The sequence below is a fragment of the Leclercia sp. UBA2479 genome (assembly GCF_002341985.1).
Taxonomy (GTDB): Bacteria; Pseudomonadota; Gammaproteobacteria; order Enterobacterales; family Enterobacteriaceae; genus Enterobacter; species Enterobacter pneumoniae.
Map to the genome: position 1 here is coordinate 173,630 of NZ_DDPB01000013.1, position 15,736 is coordinate 189,365.

Sequence of the window (15,736 nt, forward strand, 5' to 3'; positions counted from 1 at the left end):
TTTCCCCCATAAAAAAACCGGCCTAAGCCGGTTTTTTTGTTTACCGCGAGCCTATTACTCTTTGTGAGAGAGCTTCTCAGCGGTGATGTCTGCATCGGCCGTTTTCTTTGCCGTTACATCATCGTCGTTCATCGCTTTTTTGAAGCCTTTAATGGCTGCACCCAGATCTCCGCCCAGCGTGCGTAACTTTTTAGTACCAAACAGCAGGACCACCAGTGCGGCAACCACCAGCAGTTTGGTAATACTAATCTCACCCATAGATACCTTCTTGACTTGAAACAGGCTGCGTAATGCGCCCTTAAAACCCGAGATTATTAACGGTCATTTGGCGCGCTGACACAATAGCAATCTGTAACAAGGTGAATCAAGCCTTGTTGAAAAAAACGTCATAATAATTGCGGTGGCGCAAAACGGCGGTTACGTAACACCGGTAATTGTTGCCGGGCATAGGCGATACGTTGTGGGTTGATTTCAGCGATTAACAGCGCAGGTGCCTCCGCCGCAGCGGCAACGGTCACGCCCAGCGGATCGATGACACGGCTTTGCCCGATATTTTTGTTCCCACACTCGCCTGCCGCCACGACATAACAGGTCGTATCCAGCGCTCGGGCCGCCAGCAACGTCGACCAGTGATGCTCCTTCAGGGGGCCCCGGACCCAGGCCGCAGGGAGTACCAGTACCTGTGCGCCCGCCAGCGCCAGATTGATCGCCATCTCCGGGAAACGAAGATCGTAACAGGTCATCAACCCAAGCTGGATCCCCTCGATCTCGATAAGCGGCGGCACGATCGTTCCGGCATCCACCAGCCTCGACTCCTGAATACTGAACGCATCGTAGAGATGCAGTTTGGCGTACTGCTCAACGATTTTGCCGCCCCGCAATGCAACCAGCGTATTCACCGCCCTGCCCGCATTGGAAGGCACATGCAGCGTCAAGACGGTTGTCATAGTATTGCGTGCGCTCTCAGCCAGTAGCAATGTGAGAAAACCGCCGTCGAGCGGCTGAGCCGATTTCACAGACAGATCCGGGTCGTTATCATTACGCGCTAGCAGCGCTTCGGGTAACACCAGCAGCGAGGCCCCCTGCTCCGCGGCCTGCTCCATCAGCGATAAACAGGTTTCTGCATTTTTTTGCCATTCCGGCGTTACTGCAAACTGCCCTACCGCGACATACATATTTTCCCCCTGCCATAAACGGCGTTACACTCATAACCTCTACACATCAAATAGCAGGTATTGTTCGTGTTTCAACTACTTTTAGCCGTATTTATTGGCGGCGGAACGGGCAGCGTTGCGCGTTGGTTGTTAAGCATGCGCTTCAACCCACTGCATCAGATCATCCCCCTGGGCACGCTGGCCGCCAACCTGATCGGTGCGTTTATCATTGGCATGGGTCTGGCCTGGTTCAACCGCATGACGCATATTGACCCTGTCTGGAAGCTTCTGATCACCACCGGCTTTTGTGGTGGCCTGACAACGTTTTCAACGTTTTCGGCGGAAGTCGTCTTTTTGCTGCAGGAAGGCCGTGTTTCGTGGGCGTTATTGAATATCGCGTTAAACCTGCTGGGGTCGCTGATGATGACCGCGATCGCATTCTGGCTTTTTTCTGGCGCAAACGCGCAATAGAAACCGCGCGTTAATGTTGTCTTAATTTTTCTCTGGCACCCTGAGCCCAACTTGTGAGAAGGGGTGCCGGGATGAAAGAGAACATGATGTGCGCGGGGATGGTGATGCTGAGTTTGCTTATCGTCGCCAGCTTTCTGAATTTATATCTGTTTAGCTAAGCTGAAACGAAAAAAACCCGCTCAGTGAGCGGGTTTTGAAATTCTTGCTGTCTCGTCTGGATTACAGAGCGATTACGTTAGCAGCAGAAGGGCCTTTGGCACCGTTAGTGATTTCAAACTCAACGCGCTGACCTTCAGCCAGAGTTTTGAAACCATTGCTCTGGATTGCAGAGAAGTGTACGAACACGTCTTTGCTGCCATCTTCCGGAGTAATGAAACCGAATCCTTTGGACTCATTAAACCACTTAACGTTACCTTTAATCTTAGACATCAAAATTACCTTTACATGAAAAAAAGACACTAATGCTGTGTCGGGTATCAGTACATCAATTGTGAGACGTTTTGTCCAGCGGAGATTTTATAAAAAGTGACAAAAGTCGCGTTAATCTTTGCCACTTCCTTTTTATCCTTTGCGATTCAATGACTGACTGTTTTTTCACCAAAATGTAAAGTTATCTCAGTTAAAACTGGAAGCGCATCCAGGCAAAATAGACGTTACCGTTATTATACGTTCCGGGTATATAGGTCATCTGGAAAGTTGCCGGACCGTAACCCACGGAAGCCAGGGGTAGCAATACAGGTACGGGGATGTACTTCCAGTTATCACGTGCGGTGACGCCAGCGGTATAGCCCAATCCGACGTGGAAATTGTCATCTGCCAGCGGTCGCCAGGTCTTTTCCCAGCCATAACCCCCGATCGGCTCCCATTTGTTATAGGAGTCTTTAAACGCCATCAGATAGATACCGTTCCAGTTACCTTTCTCATCCCAGCGTGACTGACCAAAGCCAGCACCCCATGGGCGCTCGTTATAGCGGTCGGTCTTATCTTTATCATAGGCAAAACGGGCATGCCAGGTGATGGCCGGTACGTAGAGGTCATAATGTTCGGGTTCGTTCCATGTTTGCGCAACGTTATCCTTAAACGTTGAAAACCACCCTTTGTCGCTTCCATTTTCAGCGGATAACGCGGCGGAAGAGAGTGTAAGCTGAGCAAAAATAAACAAAAAAACCAGGGAAAATTTATTAATTACTGTCACGATTCTATTACCATGCTATGTATTCAACGCTTATCTTCGCATAGCTTAATTGAATGAACCCTTAACAACATTAGCGCTACTCTTAATTATTAATCACTACTAATAAGATTTATCCTGGGTAACCCTGTCCATTACGCTAATAATCCTCTACATACAGCTAAAAAAGGCTCAAAAGGTGGCAAGGCACGCTGTACGCCACTCCCACGTTGGGCCTGCTAATGACTGGCTAAAAAAATAATATGCTATCTGCATAATTATCAACTCAGCGATAATAATTATTTACCCCACTTACCATCCGGTAAAAATATATTTCTACAATGAATAAAAGCGAGTGGAAAATAACACCTCCAACCGAACCTCGCGAATAAATATAACACCTTGCTCCGCAAAGAAATTTTTAGCTTACGATGTTTGCGCAGCACCTTGACGGCGGTGCGTAACCGACGTGAAGGTGGAGGCGTAGGCCTTACACGGACGGCTTTCGTTACCAGGCCTGCTAAATATCGCTGATCTCCCCTTTAGTAGTAGATTTATTGATTTTGGTCAGCAATATTGGGCCATTATTTCGGCACATTTTTACACCTTATGATTCTTACTACTTTTATCCATACGCTCTGGGCGTCGGGGACAGGGGAAAACATGCTTACCGTTATTGAGCTTCTTATCGGCGTGGTCGTCATTGTTGGCGTCGCGCGCTATATCATCAAAGGCTACTCAGCCACCGGCGTGTTGTTCGTGGGGGGCCTGGCCCTGCTGATCGTCAGCGCGCTGATGGGCCATCAGGTTTTACCTGCCAGTGCAGAAAGCACAGGTTACACCGCGACTGATATTGTTGAGTACATCAAAATCCTGCTGATGAGTCGCGGCGGCGACCTCGGCATGATGATCATGATGTTATGCGGTTTTGCCGCTTACATGACGCACATCGGTGCCAACGACATGGTCGTGAAGCTGGCCTCGAAACCGCTTCAATACATCAACTCTCCTTATATGTTGATGATTGCCGCCTATTTCGTGGCTTGCCTGATGTCGCTGGCAGTTTCATCGGCCACCGGTTTGGGCGTGCTACTGATGGCAACGCTGTTCCCGGTAATGGTAAACGTGGGGATCAGTCGTGGTGCCGCCGCGGCGATTTGCGCCTCCCCCGCAGCCATTATTCTCTCCCCTACTTCCGGAGATGTGGTGCTCGCAGCGAAAGCCGCAGAAATGCCGCTGATTGATTTTGCCTTTAAAACGACCCTGCCCATCTCCATTGCGGCCATTATTGGTATGGCTATCGCGCACTTCTTCTGGCAGCGCTATCTCGATAAAAAAGAGAACATCTCTCACGAAATGATGGATGTGAACGAGATCACCACCACGGCACCGTCGTTTTATGCCATCCTGCCGTTTACACCCATTGTGGGCGTCCTGATTTTCGACGGCAAATGGGGCCCACAGCTGCATATCATCACCATCCTGGTTATCTGTATGTTGGTGGCCGCCGTGCTGGAATTCGTACGGGGTTTTAATATCCAGAAGGTCTTTAGCGGTCTCGACGTTGCGTGGCGCGGTATGGCCGATGCCTTTGCCAACGTAGTGATGCTGCTGGTGGCAGCCGGGGTCTTCGCCCAGGGGCTGAGCACCATAGGCTTTATTCAGAGCCTGATCTCTATCGCCACCTCGTTTGGCTCGGCAAGCATTATCCTGATGCTGGTGCTGGTGGTACTGACCATGCTGGCCGCGATGACCACTGGCTCCGGCAATGCTCCTTTTTATGCGTTTGTCGAAATGATTCCAAAACTGGCGCACTCATCGGGGATTAACCCAGCCTATCTCTCGATCCCGATGTTGCAGGCCTCCAATCTTGGCCGTACCATCTCTCCCGTCTCTGGTGTGGTGGTTGCCGTTGCCGGTATGGCAAAAATTTCGCCTTTCGAAGTGGTAAAACGCACCTCAGTTCCGGTACTGGTGGGGCTAGTGATTGTGATTGTCGCTACCGAGATTCTGGTGCCCGGCACCGCAGCAGGTTAACCTGCCGCTCAGCAAAAAGCGCCGTCTGGCGCTTTTTGTGTTTTAATTACGGCAAGTAATTATTTGCTTTCAACTATCAGGAATTGACATGTTCAGGAAGGATTTCGTTTACCGTCTCAGCGCCGCCGCCGTGGCGATGTTTGCCTGCACCGCACAAGCTACGCCACTGAAGGCAACCCAGTACGGGGATTTTGACCGCTACGTGCTGGCATTGTCGTGGCAGTCGGGATTCTGTCAGAGCCTGCACGACAGAAAGAGCGCCGAGCCGGACGAGTGTCGCCTGCAAAAAGAGAGCACGGACAAAACTGCGGTCCTGACGATCCATGGCCTGTGGCCGGGTCTGCCGAAGTCGGTTGCTGCGCGTGGTGTGGATGAACGCCGCTGGATGCGCTTCGGCTGCGCGACTCGCCCGATTCCTAACATGCCGGAAGCCAAAGCGGGGATGAAATGCGCCGCGGCAGAAACGGGTTTATCACTTACAGGGGCCGCAAAGCTGAGCGAGTCCATGCCGGGCGCAGGAGGGAACTCCTGCCTTGAACGGTATGAATATGCGAAGCACGGCGTCTGTTTTGGATTCGATCCTGACGCCTATTTTGGCACGATGGTGCGGATGAATCAGGAGGTCAAAAGCAGCCCTCTGGGACAGTTCCTCGCCGCCAATTATGGCAAAACCATCAGCCGCAGCGCTTTTGATGCGGCCGTGGCCCAAAGCTTTGGCAAGCCGGCGGTAAAAGCCGTAAAGCTCACCTGTAACGGCAACCCTGCCTATCTCACCGAGATGCAAATCTCGCTGCAGGCCAGCCAGATTAACGCGCCGCTTGCGGCCTCATCCTTTGCCCCACAGCCGCATCCGGGCAACTGTGGGAAAAAGTTTGTTCTCGATAAAGTAGGATATTAAGCGCTTACTTACGCGCGTCCGGGCGCACCAGGTCAAAACGCTGGTCTTCGCTTATTGCAAAGTAAGCACTCGGTCCACCGGCGCGGAGCACAGGCTCCGCCCGTGCCGTCTGATAAATACCGTCCTGCAGTAGCGCTTCATCGATATGAATCCCCACCACCTCCCCCAGTACCAGCCAGGTGTCAATGGCTTCGCCATTCGCGGCGGTGAGCTGAATACATTGTGATAAGCGACATTCGAAGTTCACCGGGCTTTCAGCCACTCGTGGTACCTGTACAACCCGGCTTTCAGCCTTGGTTAGCCCGGCACGAATAAACTCATCCTCACCGTGCGGCAGGCTGGCGGATGTTTCGTTCATCGCGCTGGCCAGCGTGCGGGTCGTAAGATTCCAGACAAACTCGCCGGTCTCAACGATGTTACGCACGCTGTCCTTCCAGCCACTGCTGGCAAAGCCAATAATGGGCGGATGGTAGTTAAAGCAGTTAAAGAAGCTGTAGGGTGCCAGGTTGTGTTGCCCTGACGCATTACGAGAGGCGATCCAGCCAATCGGACGCGGGCCAATGATGGCATTCAGCGGGTCATGCGGCAGGCCGTGCCCCTGTGAAGGTTGGTAAAAGTACATAGCGCTCTCTGAACAGTATGGAGACTGGCAGGGCGTAAATTGCGCTTCGCTCATTCCCCTGCCCCCAGGAGAATCAGCGTAACGCAATCTGTTAGATTTTACGACGTTATCACCCGGGCAGGCCGTCTTCTGTCTGCCTGAGTCGCCCCATCCGGGCGCTTAAAAACTATAATGCAAAACGGCGAAGGATCACGCGCCGGGGCCTAAAATCATACAAACGACTCAGGGAGACGGGTTATGAACAATCACCTCTGTGAATGTGCGCTTGATCACTTCAAACATGGCGCCAGAGTCAGTATTATCATCAGACGATAAACCCTCGCTGCCAGACGGCGAGGGTTTTCTTTTGGGATCTTTTCTGCGGTTGTCGCAGCATTAACGACATGGAGTAAATTATGTCACGACCAACAATCATCATTAATGAACTCGATGCTGAACGTATCGACCGCCTGTTAGAGCAGCCGGCGTTTGCTTCTCTGCCCGTTGCTGATGCCCTCAATGCCGAGCTGGATCGCGCCCAGATGTGCACGCCGCAAAATATGCCGCATGATGTGGTGACGATGAACAGCAAGGTAAAGTTTCGCGATTTGACCACCGGGGAAGTGCGTGTCCGCACCCTGGTCTATCCCGCGCAGATGACCGACAGCGCGACCCAGCTTTCGGTGCTGGCTCCGGTTGGCGCAGCGCTGATTGGTTTACGCGCCGGAGATACCATCAACTGGGCGTTACCTGGTGGCACATCGACGCATCTGGAGGTGCTGGAACTGCTCTGGCAACCTGAAGCGGCCGGTGAATACCTACGTTAACCTTTCTGAATAAGCGTCCCGACGCTTTGCACAGAGGATGCCCGCGCATCCTCTTTCCGCAAAATCATACTTTCGTGCTATTGAGCGTAAATTCCCGTTAATCCAGGCTTAATTTGTTTCAGTGCCGCGGGGACGGTCATGAACGAAGGGCTTGTTATCTCACTCTTTTTCCTGGTGTTAATGGCAGTCATTATTATGGCTGTGCTTTATCTTGAACGGCACTGGTAACCTATCACCGTAAATTCCCCGCTCCCGGTTAACTCTTTTTTCCCGCCTCTTTTCTGCCTGAAAGATTTATTCAGACGATATTAAAAGTGCCACCCGCCTGGCAGAAACGAACATTCTCTTGTGATTGAATGGATAGTGCGTTAATTAACAGGGAGAAAGTCGCATGTATCAGACAATTATTATGCCGGTGGATGTTTTTGAAATGGAACTGAGTGATAAAGCGATTCGCCACGCCGAATTCCTGGCACAACAGGATGGCATCATTCATTTACTGCATGTCCTGCCCGGATCATCCAGCTTCGGCCTGCATCGTTTCGCCGCGGACATTCGCCGCTTCGAAGAGCACATTGAGCACGAAGCACAAACGCGCCTGAAAACCATGGTCAGTCATTTCAGCATTGACCCGTCCAGGATCAGAACGCACGTCTGTTTTGGTAATGTGCGCGATGTGGTTAATGAAGTCGCCAGCGAACTCAATGCCGATGTGGTGGTGATTGGCTCGCGCAACCCCTCAATTTCCACCCACCTGCTGGGTTCGAACGCGTCAAGCGTCATCCGCCACGCCTTTATTCCGGTGTTGGTCGTCAGGTAAAAAAAGAGGCTACCCTGGGGGTAGCCTCTTCACTTTGCAGGTGTAGTCTTACTTTTTTTTATGCCGTCCTGGTGCGAATCAGATAATCAAAGGAACTCAGTGACGCCTTCGCCCCTTCGCCGGTAGCGATGATGATCTGTTTGTACGGTACGGTGGTGCAGTCGCCCGCTGCGAACACGCCTTTCACGCTGGTTTCGCATTTCGCGTCAATGATGATTTCGCCCATGCGATTACGCTCAATGGCGCCTTCCAGCCAGTTAGTGTTTGGCAACAGCCCAATCTGCACGAAGATCCCCGACAGCTGTACGCCGTGCACATCACCGCTCACGCGGTGGCGGTATTCCAGACCTGTCACTTTAGTACCGTCGCCCTTCACTTCCGTCGTCTGCGCATTCAGAACGATATCGACGTTTTTCAGGCTACGCACTTTATCCTGCAGGACCTGGTCCGCTTTCATTTCAGGGGCAAACTCCAGCAGCGTAACGTGTTCAACGATACCCGCCAGGTCGATAGCCGCTTCCACGCCGGAGTTACCGCCGCCGATCACCGCCACGCGTTTACCTTTAAACAGCGGGCCGTCGCAGTGTGGGCAATAGGTCACGCCTTTGGTGCGATAGTGATCTTCACCCGGCACGTTCATGTTGCGCCATTTGGCACCAGTTGCAATGATGATGCTGCGTGCTTTAAGCACCGCGCCGGAGGCGGTTTCAATCTGGTGTAACCCGCCTTCAACCGCTGCCGGAACCAGTTTGCTGGCGCTCTGGCTGTCAATCACATCCACTTCGTAATCGCTAACGTGCGCCTTCAGGGCACCGGCCAGCTTCTGGCCTTCGGTTTTCGGCACAGAGATATAGTTTTCAATATCCACGGTGTCGAGCACCTGGCCGCCAAAACGCTCGCCCATCAGACCGGTACGAATACCTTTACGTGCCGAGTAGACCGCCGCCGCCGCACCTGCCGGGCCAGAGCCCACGATGAGTACGTCGTAAGCATCGCGTTTGTTCAGCTCGTCTGCTGCGCGTTTTTCCGCGCCGGTATCCACTTTCGCCACGATTTCAGCCAGCGTCATACGGCCCTGACCAAACTCTTTACCGTTCATAAAGACCGCGGGAACGCCCATTACGTTACGTTCGGTGATCTCGTTCTGATACACGCCGCCGTCGATAGCCGTGTGTTTGATACGCGGATTCAGTACCGACATCAGGTTCAGCGCCTGCACAACGTCAGGGCAGTTATGGCAAGAGAGCGAGTAATAGGTTTCGAACTCGAAATCACCGTCGATATCGCGGATCTGCTCCAGCAGCGCCTGCGCCTCTTTGGACGGATGCCCACCGGTCCACAGCAACGCCAGTACCAGGGAGGTAAATTCGTGGCCCAGCGGAGAACCGGCGAAGCGCGGCCCCTGCACAGAGCCAGGGTTAGTAATCAGGAAAGAGGGCTTACGCACTGGCAGCGCGTTATCTTCCTTAAAGGTCACTTTCGGTGACAGTTCGGCAATCTCTGCCAGCAGTTCCTTGATCTCTGCCGATTTAGCGCTGTCATCCAGCGTGGCAATCAGCTCAACAGGTTTGGTCAGTTTTTCAAGGTAAGCCTTGAGCTGGGTTTTCATATTTGTGTCGAGCATTGTTCTTCCCTCTCTTAAAACGTCATCATGCAAGCCGCCTTATTTGGGCCGCCTGAATGCAACTTGCATCATGGTGCTGAAATAAATGGGCGCGGGCGCGCCCATTGATGAACGGGTAGTAAAACTTAGATTTTACCAACCAGATCTAAAGATGGAGCCAGGGTCGCTTCGCCTTCTTTCCATTTCGCCGGGCATACTTCGCCTGGGTGAGAAGCAACGTACTGAGCCGCTTTCACTTTACGCAGCAGGTCAGACGCATCACGGCCGATACCTTCAGCGGTAACTTCGATTGCCTGGATGATGCCCTGCGGGTCAACAACGAAGGTTGCACGATCTGCCAGGCCTTCGTCTTCACGCATGTTGTCGAAGTTACGGGTCAGGGCGCCAGTCGGGTCACCGATCATCGCGTATTTGATTTTCGCGATGGTTTCAGAGCTACCGTGCCATGCTTTGTGGGTGAAGTGGGTGTCAGTAGAGACAGAGTAAACATCTACGCCCAGTTTCTGCAGCTCTTCATAGTGGTCTGCAACGTCGCCCAGTTCGGTCGGGCAAACGAAAGTAAAGTCAGCCGGGTAGAAGAAGAAGACGCTCCAGCGACCTTCGGTATCTTTCTCGGTTACTTCAATGAACTCACCGTTTTTGAACGCCTGGTTTTTGAAAGGTTTAATTTTAGTGTTAATCAAAGACATCTGTACTTCCTCCGTGTTTTCGTTGAGGTGTAAGGTAACCAACTTTGCTCATCGGGGCTAATGGGTAGGCGTTATCAAATCAATCAGCCATACCTAACAACCCACCTGAAACCGGTTATCAACCCTTAAACGTAAAAAGGCCGCCTTTACGGGCGGCCCTGATACCTGAAATACCCGTGGGTAACTTCAGTGCCAGCCGAAGCTGGCGATGTGTTGCGCTCTACATTACCTTTAGCAAGGTCGTAACAGCGCTATGGATTACACCATCCTGTATGATAAAGGACAATTACCCGGCACCGCACTTGTGCCTATGGTTGCGATAGGTTTTGTCGAATCAGATGCCTGGCCTCTGATATATAAGGATTTTTATGTTGAAACGTACCCTTTTACTCTCTCTCATTCCCGCTTTGGTGCAGGCAGAGGAGTTACCCGCCCCTGTTAAAGCTATTGAAAAACAGGGTATCACCATTATCAAACCCTTCGAGGCACCCGGCGGCGTAAAAGGCTGGCTGGGCAAATATCAGGATATGGGGGTCACCATCTACCTGACCCCAGACGGCAAGCATGCTATCTCCGGGTACATGTACGATGATAAAGGGACCAACCTTAGCGAAAAGGTGATTCAGAAAGAGATCTATGCGCCCGCCGGCCGCGAGCTGTGGCAGCGCATGGAGAAAGCACAATGGCTCCTGGAGGGGGATAAAGCGGCACCGCGCGTTATCTATGTCTTCGCCGATCCGTTCTGTCCTTACTGCAAACAGTTCTGGCAGCAAGCACAGCCCTGGGTGAAGGCAGGAAAAGTACAACTTCGTACGTTGCTGGTAGGCGTCATCAAACCCGAAAGCAAAGCCACCGCTGCGGCCATTCTGGCGGCGAAAGATCCGGCCAAAGTCTGGCATGAGTATGAAAGCTCAGGCGGCAAATTGTCGTTAGATGTCCCCTCTTCCCCCTCTGCTGAACATCTTAAAACGCTGAAGGATCATGAGGCCATTATGGATGCCCTCGGGGCAAACGCCACGCCCGCCATTTATTACATGAACAGCGACAACGAATTACAACAAGTGACCGGGCTGCCCGAAAAAGAACAATTGGATATGATGATGGGTAAACAATAATGTTACCCGGTGGCGGCCATTTCTCTCCGCCACCACCCCTTTCGTGGATAATTTAATAAAAATCTTCGTCTCGAATAAATCCACAGGCATGATATATTTAGTTCACGTTCAAACGTAATTAAGCTAGTCATTGAAATGGATTGTAAATGGCTAAATTAAATCTATAGCTATCATTTATACGAAAAGCGCTATCGGCACAGCTACATCAGGAAGAAACATGGCTAACCTTTATGATCTGAAGAAATTTGACCTTAACCTGCTGGTGATATTTGAGTGCATTTATCAGCATCTGAGTATAAGCAAAGCGGCAGAAACGCTTTTTATTACCCCTTCGGCGGTCAGTCAGTCATTACAGCGGTTGCGCAATCAGCTCAACGATCCGCTTTTTATTCGCTCGGGTAAAGGTATTACGCCCACGACGGTTGGCACCAATTTGCATATCCATCTGGAACAGAATCTAAACCAGCTGGAGCAGACCATTAATATCATGCACAACAGTAAGTTGAAGAAAAACTTCATCATCTACTGTCCGCAAATAATTACCACTAAAGTGATTATGGAGCCGCTAAAGCTGCTAATAGGCGAACATAATTATGAAATTGAACTGCATGACATGATGGTGACGCGTGAGTCGGCTGAAGATTTACTGGCCTACCGAAAAGCCGACCTGATCTTCTCCTTCACGCCGTTACAAAACCGGTCAATTACCTGTACAGATTTCAGAGAGATACCCTTCGTTCTTTTCTGCCGAAAAGATCATCCGCGTATTGGGGAGGCCCCGGATCGCGAAAGCTTGCTGCTGGAGAAATTCACCGCCTTTTTAAGCGAGGAGCCAGGAGTTAAAAACTTCCAGTCAACCATTGCGGAAGCGCTCCCGGATCGCAATGTCGCTTTTCGTAGCGACTCCTATATGACGATACTCTCTATGGTTAGCACTTCGGATATGATTGGCATCGCCCCGGAAATTGTTTATCAGCGATATGCCGATTTTCTTGAATTGAGAGCGATCAATGCTGATTTTGAGCTGCCGCGAATGAAAATACATATGATGTATAACCGTTCCGCATTGAACAGCAACAGCTTCTCCCATTTTATTGCGCAAATTAGTCCATAAAAATAATCGATTCTGATCGGGTATTACACCGGGATCAGAATCGCATTATTTTATCTTCGTCTCACAACGTATTTAATCGTTCTGCGGCGGCCAGAAGCGTTGACTCCTGCTTGGCAAAACAGAGCCGAATAAGCTTATGTGGGAAGGGCCCGGCACAAAATACTGAGAGCGGAATGGCGGCCACGCCCACCTCTTTTGTCAGCCACTGACAGAAACTCACATCATCGAGATCGGAGATGGCGCTATAGTCAGCGAGCAAGAAATAGGTACCCTCGCAGGGCAATAGCTTCAGGCGGCTATTGCCGAGGGCGTCAACAAAACAGTCCCGACGGGTCCGGTAAAACGCCGGTAATTCGCGATAATGACCCGGTTCGGCGCGCAGCATATCTGCCAGCGCCAGCTGAGCCGGGGTATTAACCGAAAAGGTCAGGTACTGATGCACCTTGCGCAACTCGGCGGTGATGGCCGCCGGCGCCACACAGTAACCTACTTTCCAGCCGGTCATGTGATAGGTTTTGCCAAAGGACGATACCGCAATGGCGCGCTGGCGCAGCTGCGGATGGCACAGCACGCTGGCATGTCCCTCTTCGGCGAAGCAGATATGCTCATAGACTTCATCGCTCAGCACGTAGATTTCACGGTCGGCAATCGCCTGCCACAGGGCGGCGAAATCGGCCTTGCGCCATACCGTCGCTGACGGGTTATGCGGCGTATTCAGGATCACTAAACGTGTTTTGTCACTCAACAGGGCAGCAAAGGCCTGCCAGTCCGGGCGAAAGTGTGGCGGCTGCAGCGCGATGCGTTTCATGACCCCACCAGCCAGTTCAATCGCGGGCGCGTAGCTGTCGTAGCTCGGATCAAAGCAGATCACCTCATCACCGGCGCGTACCAGCGCAGTAATGGCCGCATATAACGCTTCGGTCGCGCCGGCGGTAACCGTCACTTCTGTATTCGCATCTGGTGTGTAGCCGTAGAGCTCGGCCGTTTTATCGGCAATGGCTTCGCGCAGAGGCTGAACGCCGGTCATCGGCGCATATTGATTTGCGCCGGCGGCAACGTGATGCGCCAGCCGAGCCTGTAAATAGCCCGGGCCATCGAAATCCGGAAACCCCTGCGAAAGATTAATGGCGTTGTGCTGCTGGGCCAGAGCGCTCATTTGCGTGAAGATGGTGGTGCCAAGATTGGGGAGTTTGCTTTTTGGAATCAACGGTTTATCGTTCATTGTGTTATGCCTGCTTGTAATACTTATGTTGCTGCCACTATAACACGATGTTAGTCTTTAGCAATCAAGACGCTTAGACGTCTATATAAGATAACGCTTCCTGACTGACAGACAGAGGTAGAACGGACATGACAGAAAACCTGCAACTTACTCAACTGGTCGACGCCTGCCGCTGGATTGGCGCCAAAGGCTGGGCGCCTGCCACGGGTGGCAATATGTCTGTCCGTCAGGACGCGCAGTTTTGCTGGCTTAGCGAATCGGGCAAAGATAAAGGCAGCCTGACCGAACAAGACTTTCTGCAAGTAGAGATCGCGACGAACCGTGCCCCTTCCGGGCGTAAGCCGTCGGCGGAAACAGGTCTGCATACCTTAATCTACCGTCTGTTTCCTGATGCCAACGCCGTGCTACATGTCCATACGGTGAATGCCACCGTGCTGTCACGTCTCGTCAAAACGGCAGAGCTGAAGATCAGCGGTTTTGAAATGCAGAAATCCCTGACCGGCCAGACCTCGCATCTGGATACGCTGGCCATCGCCGTATTCGATAACGATCAGGATATTGATGCCCTCGCCTCGCGAATCGCCCACTACGCACAAGAGCGCCCCCTTAATTATGGTTTTCTTCTGCGCGGCCATGGCTTAACCTGCTGGGGACGCGACGTGGCTGAGGCCCGTCGTCACCTGGAAGGTCTTGAATTCTTATTTGAATGTGAAATGCGTTTACGCCAACTGGAGAGAGTATGATTCGCGCGATTGTGACGGATATTGAAGGGACGACCACTGATATTCGTTTTGTCCATAATGTGTTATTCCCCTACGCGCGTGAGCGGTTGGCAGCGTTTGTCGCAGCCCAGCAATACGCCGAGCCGGTGAAATCCATTCTGGATAATCTACGCGATGAAATCGGCGCACCGCAGGCCAGCGCCAGCGAGCTAACGGACGCGCTGTTGCAGTTTATGGATGAAGACCGCAAATCCACCGCGTTAAAAGCGTTGCAAGGGATCATCTGGCACGACGGCTACGTTAACGGTGATTTTACCGGCCACCTCTACCCCGACGTGCTGCCGTCGCTGGAGAAATGGAAAGCTCAGGGCATTGATCTCTATGTCTATTCCTCAGGCTCTGTTGCTGCGCAAAAACTGTTATTTGGCTACAGCGATGAGGGCGATATTACGCATCTCTTCAGCGGCTATTTTGATACCCATGTGGGCGCTAAGCGCGACGTTCAGTCTTATCAGAACATCGCGGCGCAGATTAGCGTTGCACCGTCGCAAATCCTTTTCCTGTCCGATATACATCAGGAGCTGGACGCCGCTGAGCAGGCCGGTTTTCGCACCCTGCAACTGATTCGCGGCGATGACGACGGCGCGAGCCATCACCATCAGGTGCACCAGTTTGACGACATTAACCCGGAGCAGATCCCTTCATGAGCGCATTAACGATTTATTCTGATAAAGACGCCAGCCAGCCGCAGTGGCACAGCACCGATGCCGCCGAAATTGCCGAACAGCTCAACGCCAAAGGTGTGCGGTTTGAACGCTGGGCGGCGGATCGTGATTTAGGCCAGGATCCGGCACCGGAGGCGGTGATCAACGCCTACCAGCATGCGATCGATAAACTGGTGGCAGAGAAAGGCTACCAGAGCTGGGATGTGATCAGCCTGCGCGCCGACAACCCGCAAAAAGAGGCGCTGCGTGCGAAGTTCCTCAACGAACACACCCATGGCGAAGACGAAGTGCGTTTCTTCGTCGAGGGCGCAGGGCTGTTCTGCCTGCACATCGGGGATCAGGTGTATCAGGTGTTGTGTGAGAAAAACGATCTGATCTCGGTGCCTGCCGGCACGCCGCACTGGTTTGATATGGGTTCGGAGCCGAACTTTACCGCCATTCGTATTTTCGATAATCCCGAAGGCTGGATCGCACAGTTTACGGGCGATGCGATTGCTGACGGCTATCCACGCCTCGCATGATATCTCCCCCTCTCCCTTCCGGGGA

General features: G+C 52.2%; 19 protein-coding genes. 11 read left to right on the forward strand and 8 right to left on the reverse strand.

Annotated features, from left to right (window positions below; translation table 11 throughout):
* Nucleotides 1–54 precede the first annotated feature (54 nt).
* Together tatE and B3B59_RS18720 are read right to left on the reverse strand one after the other, a co-directional pair.
* Nucleotides 55–258 (reverse strand): twin-arginine translocase subunit TatE, encoded by a 204-nt coding sequence (gene tatE / locus B3B59_RS18715; protein ID WP_040076588.1) that lies wholly within the window; start codon nt 256–258, stop codon nt 55–57.
* Nucleotides 259–386: 128 nt separating this feature from the next.
* Nucleotides 387–1,175, reverse strand: a complete 789-nt coding sequence (locus B3B59_RS18720; protein WP_286809702.1) for a deaminated glutathione amidase — start codon at nt 1,173–1,175, stop codon at nt 387–389.
* Between the two features lie 66 nt (nt 1,176–1,241).
* On the opposite strand from B3B59_RS18720, the gene crcB reads away from it, so the two are divergent.
* Nucleotides 1,242–1,625 (forward strand): fluoride efflux transporter CrcB, encoded by a 384-nt coding sequence (gene crcB, locus B3B59_RS18725; protein ID WP_046884302.1) that lies wholly within the window; start codon nt 1,242–1,244, stop codon nt 1,623–1,625.
* 219 nt (nt 1,626–1,844) lie between these two features.
* Here crcB and cspE read toward each other — a convergent pair whose 3' ends face one another.
* Together cspE and pagP are read right to left on the reverse strand one after the other, a co-directional pair.
* On the reverse strand, nt 1,845–2,054 hold the full coding sequence (cspE, locus tag B3B59_RS18730; RefSeq protein ID WP_002439184.1) for a transcription antiterminator/RNA stability regulator CspE: 210 nt from the start codon (nt 2,052–2,054) through the stop codon (nt 1,845–1,847).
* A gap of 190 nt (nt 2,055–2,244) precedes the next feature.
* Nucleotides 2,245–2,820 (reverse strand): lipid IV(A) palmitoyltransferase PagP, encoded by a 576-nt coding sequence (pagP, locus tag B3B59_RS18735; RefSeq protein ID WP_414671912.1) that lies wholly within the window; start codon nt 2,818–2,820, stop codon nt 2,245–2,247.
* Nucleotides 2,821–3,459: 639 nt separating this feature from the next.
* On the opposite strand from pagP, the gene dcuC reads away from it, so the two are divergent.
* The gene (gene dcuC / locus B3B59_RS18740; protein ID WP_040076592.1) at nt 3,460–4,833 is read left to right on the forward strand and encodes an anaerobic C4-dicarboxylate transporter DcuC; all 1,374 of its coding nucleotides are present in this window, start codon (nt 3,460–3,462) and stop codon (nt 4,831–4,833) included.
* 88 nt (nt 4,834–4,921) lie between these two features.
* Nucleotides 4,922–5,731 carry a ribonuclease I gene (gene rna / locus B3B59_RS18745; protein WP_212476875.1) on the forward strand — a complete coding sequence of 270 codons (810 nt, stop codon included), beginning with the start codon at nt 4,922–4,924 and terminating at the stop codon, nt 5,729–5,731.
* Nucleotides 5,732–5,735: 4 nt separating this feature from the next.
* Here the strand turns inward: rna and B3B59_RS18750 are convergent, their stop codons facing one another.
* On the reverse strand, nt 5,736–6,353 hold the full coding sequence (locus tag B3B59_RS18750; RefSeq protein WP_040076594.1) for a flavin reductase family protein: 618 nt from the start codon (nt 6,351–6,353) through the stop codon (nt 5,736–5,738).
* 395 nt (nt 6,354–6,748) lie between these two features.
* Between B3B59_RS18750 and rnk the strand changes: the two genes are divergently transcribed.
* The 3 genes from rnk (at nt 6,749) to uspG (ending at nt 7,979) form a co-directional block, all read left to right on the forward strand.
* Nucleotides 6,749–7,159, forward strand: a complete 411-nt coding sequence (rnk, locus tag B3B59_RS18755; RefSeq protein ID WP_207293208.1) for a nucleoside diphosphate kinase regulator — start codon at nt 6,749–6,751, stop codon at nt 7,157–7,159.
* A gap of 138 nt (nt 7,160–7,297) precedes the next feature.
* The gene (gene yldA, locus B3B59_RS20520; protein ID WP_353960801.1) at nt 7,298–7,387 is read left to right on the forward strand and encodes a small membrane protein YldA; all 90 of its coding nucleotides are present in this window, start codon (nt 7,298–7,300) and stop codon (nt 7,385–7,387) included.
* A gap of 163 nt (nt 7,388–7,550) precedes the next feature.
* Nucleotides 7,551–7,979, forward strand: a complete 429-nt coding sequence (gene uspG, locus B3B59_RS18760) for a universal stress protein UspG (RefSeq protein WP_046884306.1) — start codon at nt 7,551–7,553, stop codon at nt 7,977–7,979.
* 58 nt (nt 7,980–8,037) lie between these two features.
* Here uspG and ahpF read toward each other — a convergent pair whose 3' ends face one another.
* Together ahpF and ahpC are read right to left on the reverse strand one after the other, a co-directional pair.
* Nucleotides 8,038–9,603 (reverse strand): alkyl hydroperoxide reductase subunit F, encoded by a 1,566-nt coding sequence (ahpF, locus tag B3B59_RS18765; RefSeq protein WP_286809703.1) that lies wholly within the window; start codon nt 9,601–9,603, stop codon nt 8,038–8,040.
* Nucleotides 9,604–9,728: 125 nt separating this feature from the next.
* Nucleotides 9,729–10,292, reverse strand: coding sequence for an alkyl hydroperoxide reductase subunit C (gene ahpC / locus B3B59_RS18770; protein WP_006818993.1), 564 nt, complete (start codon nt 10,290–10,292; stop codon nt 9,729–9,731).
* Between the two features lie 368 nt (nt 10,293–10,660).
* On the opposite strand from ahpC, the gene dsbG reads away from it, so the two are divergent.
* Nucleotides 10,661–11,407, forward strand: coding sequence for a thiol:disulfide interchange protein DsbG (dsbG, locus tag B3B59_RS18775; RefSeq protein ID WP_046884308.1), 747 nt, complete (start codon nt 10,661–10,663; stop codon nt 11,405–11,407).
* Nucleotides 11,408–11,624: 217 nt separating this feature from the next.
* Nucleotides 11,625–12,521 carry a DNA-binding transcriptional repressor CitR gene (citR, locus tag B3B59_RS18780; RefSeq protein WP_286809705.1) on the forward strand — a complete coding sequence of 299 codons (897 nt, stop codon included), beginning with the start codon at nt 11,625–11,627 and terminating at the stop codon, nt 12,519–12,521.
* A gap of 61 nt (nt 12,522–12,582) precedes the next feature.
* Here citR and B3B59_RS18785 read toward each other — a convergent pair whose 3' ends face one another.
* The gene (locus tag B3B59_RS18785) at nt 12,583–13,743 is read right to left on the reverse strand and encodes a pyridoxal phosphate-dependent aminotransferase (RefSeq protein WP_286809706.1); all 1,161 of its coding nucleotides are present in this window, start codon (nt 13,741–13,743) and stop codon (nt 12,583–12,585) included.
* A gap of 128 nt (nt 13,744–13,871) precedes the next feature.
* Here B3B59_RS18785 and B3B59_RS18790 point away from each other — a divergent pair, with 128 nt between their 5' ends.
* From B3B59_RS18790 to B3B59_RS18800, 3 genes are read left to right on the forward strand one after another with little or no spacing between them, the layout of a single operon-like run.
* On the forward strand, nt 13,872–14,486 hold the full coding sequence (locus tag B3B59_RS18790; RefSeq protein WP_286809707.1) for a methylthioribulose 1-phosphate dehydratase: 615 nt from the start codon (nt 13,872–13,874) through the stop codon (nt 14,484–14,486).
* Nucleotides 14,483–15,172, forward strand: coding sequence for an acireductone synthase (gene mtnC, locus B3B59_RS18795; protein ID WP_286809709.1), 690 nt, complete (start codon nt 14,483–14,485; stop codon nt 15,170–15,172). The genes B3B59_RS18790 and mtnC overlap by 4 nt, the downstream gene beginning before the upstream one ends.
* Complete coding sequence (locus B3B59_RS18800; RefSeq protein WP_286809710.1) at nt 15,169–15,711, forward strand: 1,2-dihydroxy-3-keto-5-methylthiopentene dioxygenase; 543 nt, start codon at nt 15,169–15,171, stop codon at nt 15,709–15,711. The genes mtnC and B3B59_RS18800 overlap by 4 nt, the downstream gene beginning before the upstream one ends.
* The last annotated feature ends 25 nt before the right edge of the window (nt 15,712–15,736 follow it).

Bases quoted from the DNA above. Each gene is read 5' to 3' on its own strand.
- tatE (WP_040076588.1), bottom strand. From the start codon at position 258: ATGGGTGAGATTAGTATTACCAAACTGCTGGTGGTTGCCGCACTGGTG.
- B3B59_RS18720 (WP_286809702.1), bottom strand. From the start codon at position 1,175: ATGTATGTCGCGGTAGGGCAGTTTGCAGTAACGCCGGAATGGCAAAAA.
- cspE (WP_002439184.1), bottom strand. From the start codon at position 2,054: ATGTCTAAGATTAAAGGTAACGTTAAGTGGTTTAATGAGTCCAAAGGA.
- dcuC (WP_040076592.1), top strand. From the start codon at position 3,460: ATGCTTACCGTTATTGAGCTTCTTATCGGCGTGGTCGTCATTGTTGGC.
- rna (WP_212476875.1), top strand. From the start codon at position 4,922: ATGTTCAGGAAGGATTTCGTTTACCGTCTCAGCGCCGCCGCCGTGGCG.
- B3B59_RS18750 (WP_040076594.1), bottom strand. From the start codon at position 6,353: ATGTACTTTTACCAACCTTCACAGGGGCACGGCCTGCCGCATGACCCG.
- rnk (WP_207293208.1), top strand. From the start codon at position 6,749: ATGTCACGACCAACAATCATCATTAATGAACTCGATGCTGAACGTATC.
- yldA (WP_353960801.1), top strand. From the start codon at position 7,298: ATGAACGAAGGGCTTGTTATCTCACTCTTTTTCCTGGTGTTAATGGCA.
- uspG (WP_046884306.1), top strand. From the start codon at position 7,551: ATGTATCAGACAATTATTATGCCGGTGGATGTTTTTGAAATGGAACTG.
- ahpF (WP_286809703.1), bottom strand. From the start codon at position 9,603: ATGCTCGACACAAATATGAAAACCCAGCTCAAGGCTTACCTTGAAAAA.
- ahpC (WP_006818993.1), bottom strand. From the start codon at position 10,292: ATGTCTTTGATTAACACTAAAATTAAACCTTTCAAAAACCAGGCGTTC.
- dsbG (WP_046884308.1), top strand. From the start codon at position 10,661: ATGTTGAAACGTACCCTTTTACTCTCTCTCATTCCCGCTTTGGTGCAG.
- citR (WP_286809705.1), top strand. From the start codon at position 11,625: ATGGCTAACCTTTATGATCTGAAGAAATTTGACCTTAACCTGCTGGTG.
- B3B59_RS18785 (WP_286809706.1), bottom strand. From the start codon at position 13,743: ATGAACGATAAACCGTTGATTCCAAAAAGCAAACTCCCCAATCTTGGC.
- B3B59_RS18790 (WP_286809707.1), top strand. From the start codon at position 13,872: ATGACAGAAAACCTGCAACTTACTCAACTGGTCGACGCCTGCCGCTGG.
- mtnC (WP_286809709.1), top strand. From the start codon at position 14,483: ATGATTCGCGCGATTGTGACGGATATTGAAGGGACGACCACTGATATT.
- B3B59_RS18800 (WP_286809710.1), top strand. From the start codon at position 15,169: ATGAGCGCATTAACGATTTATTCTGATAAAGACGCCAGCCAGCCGCAG.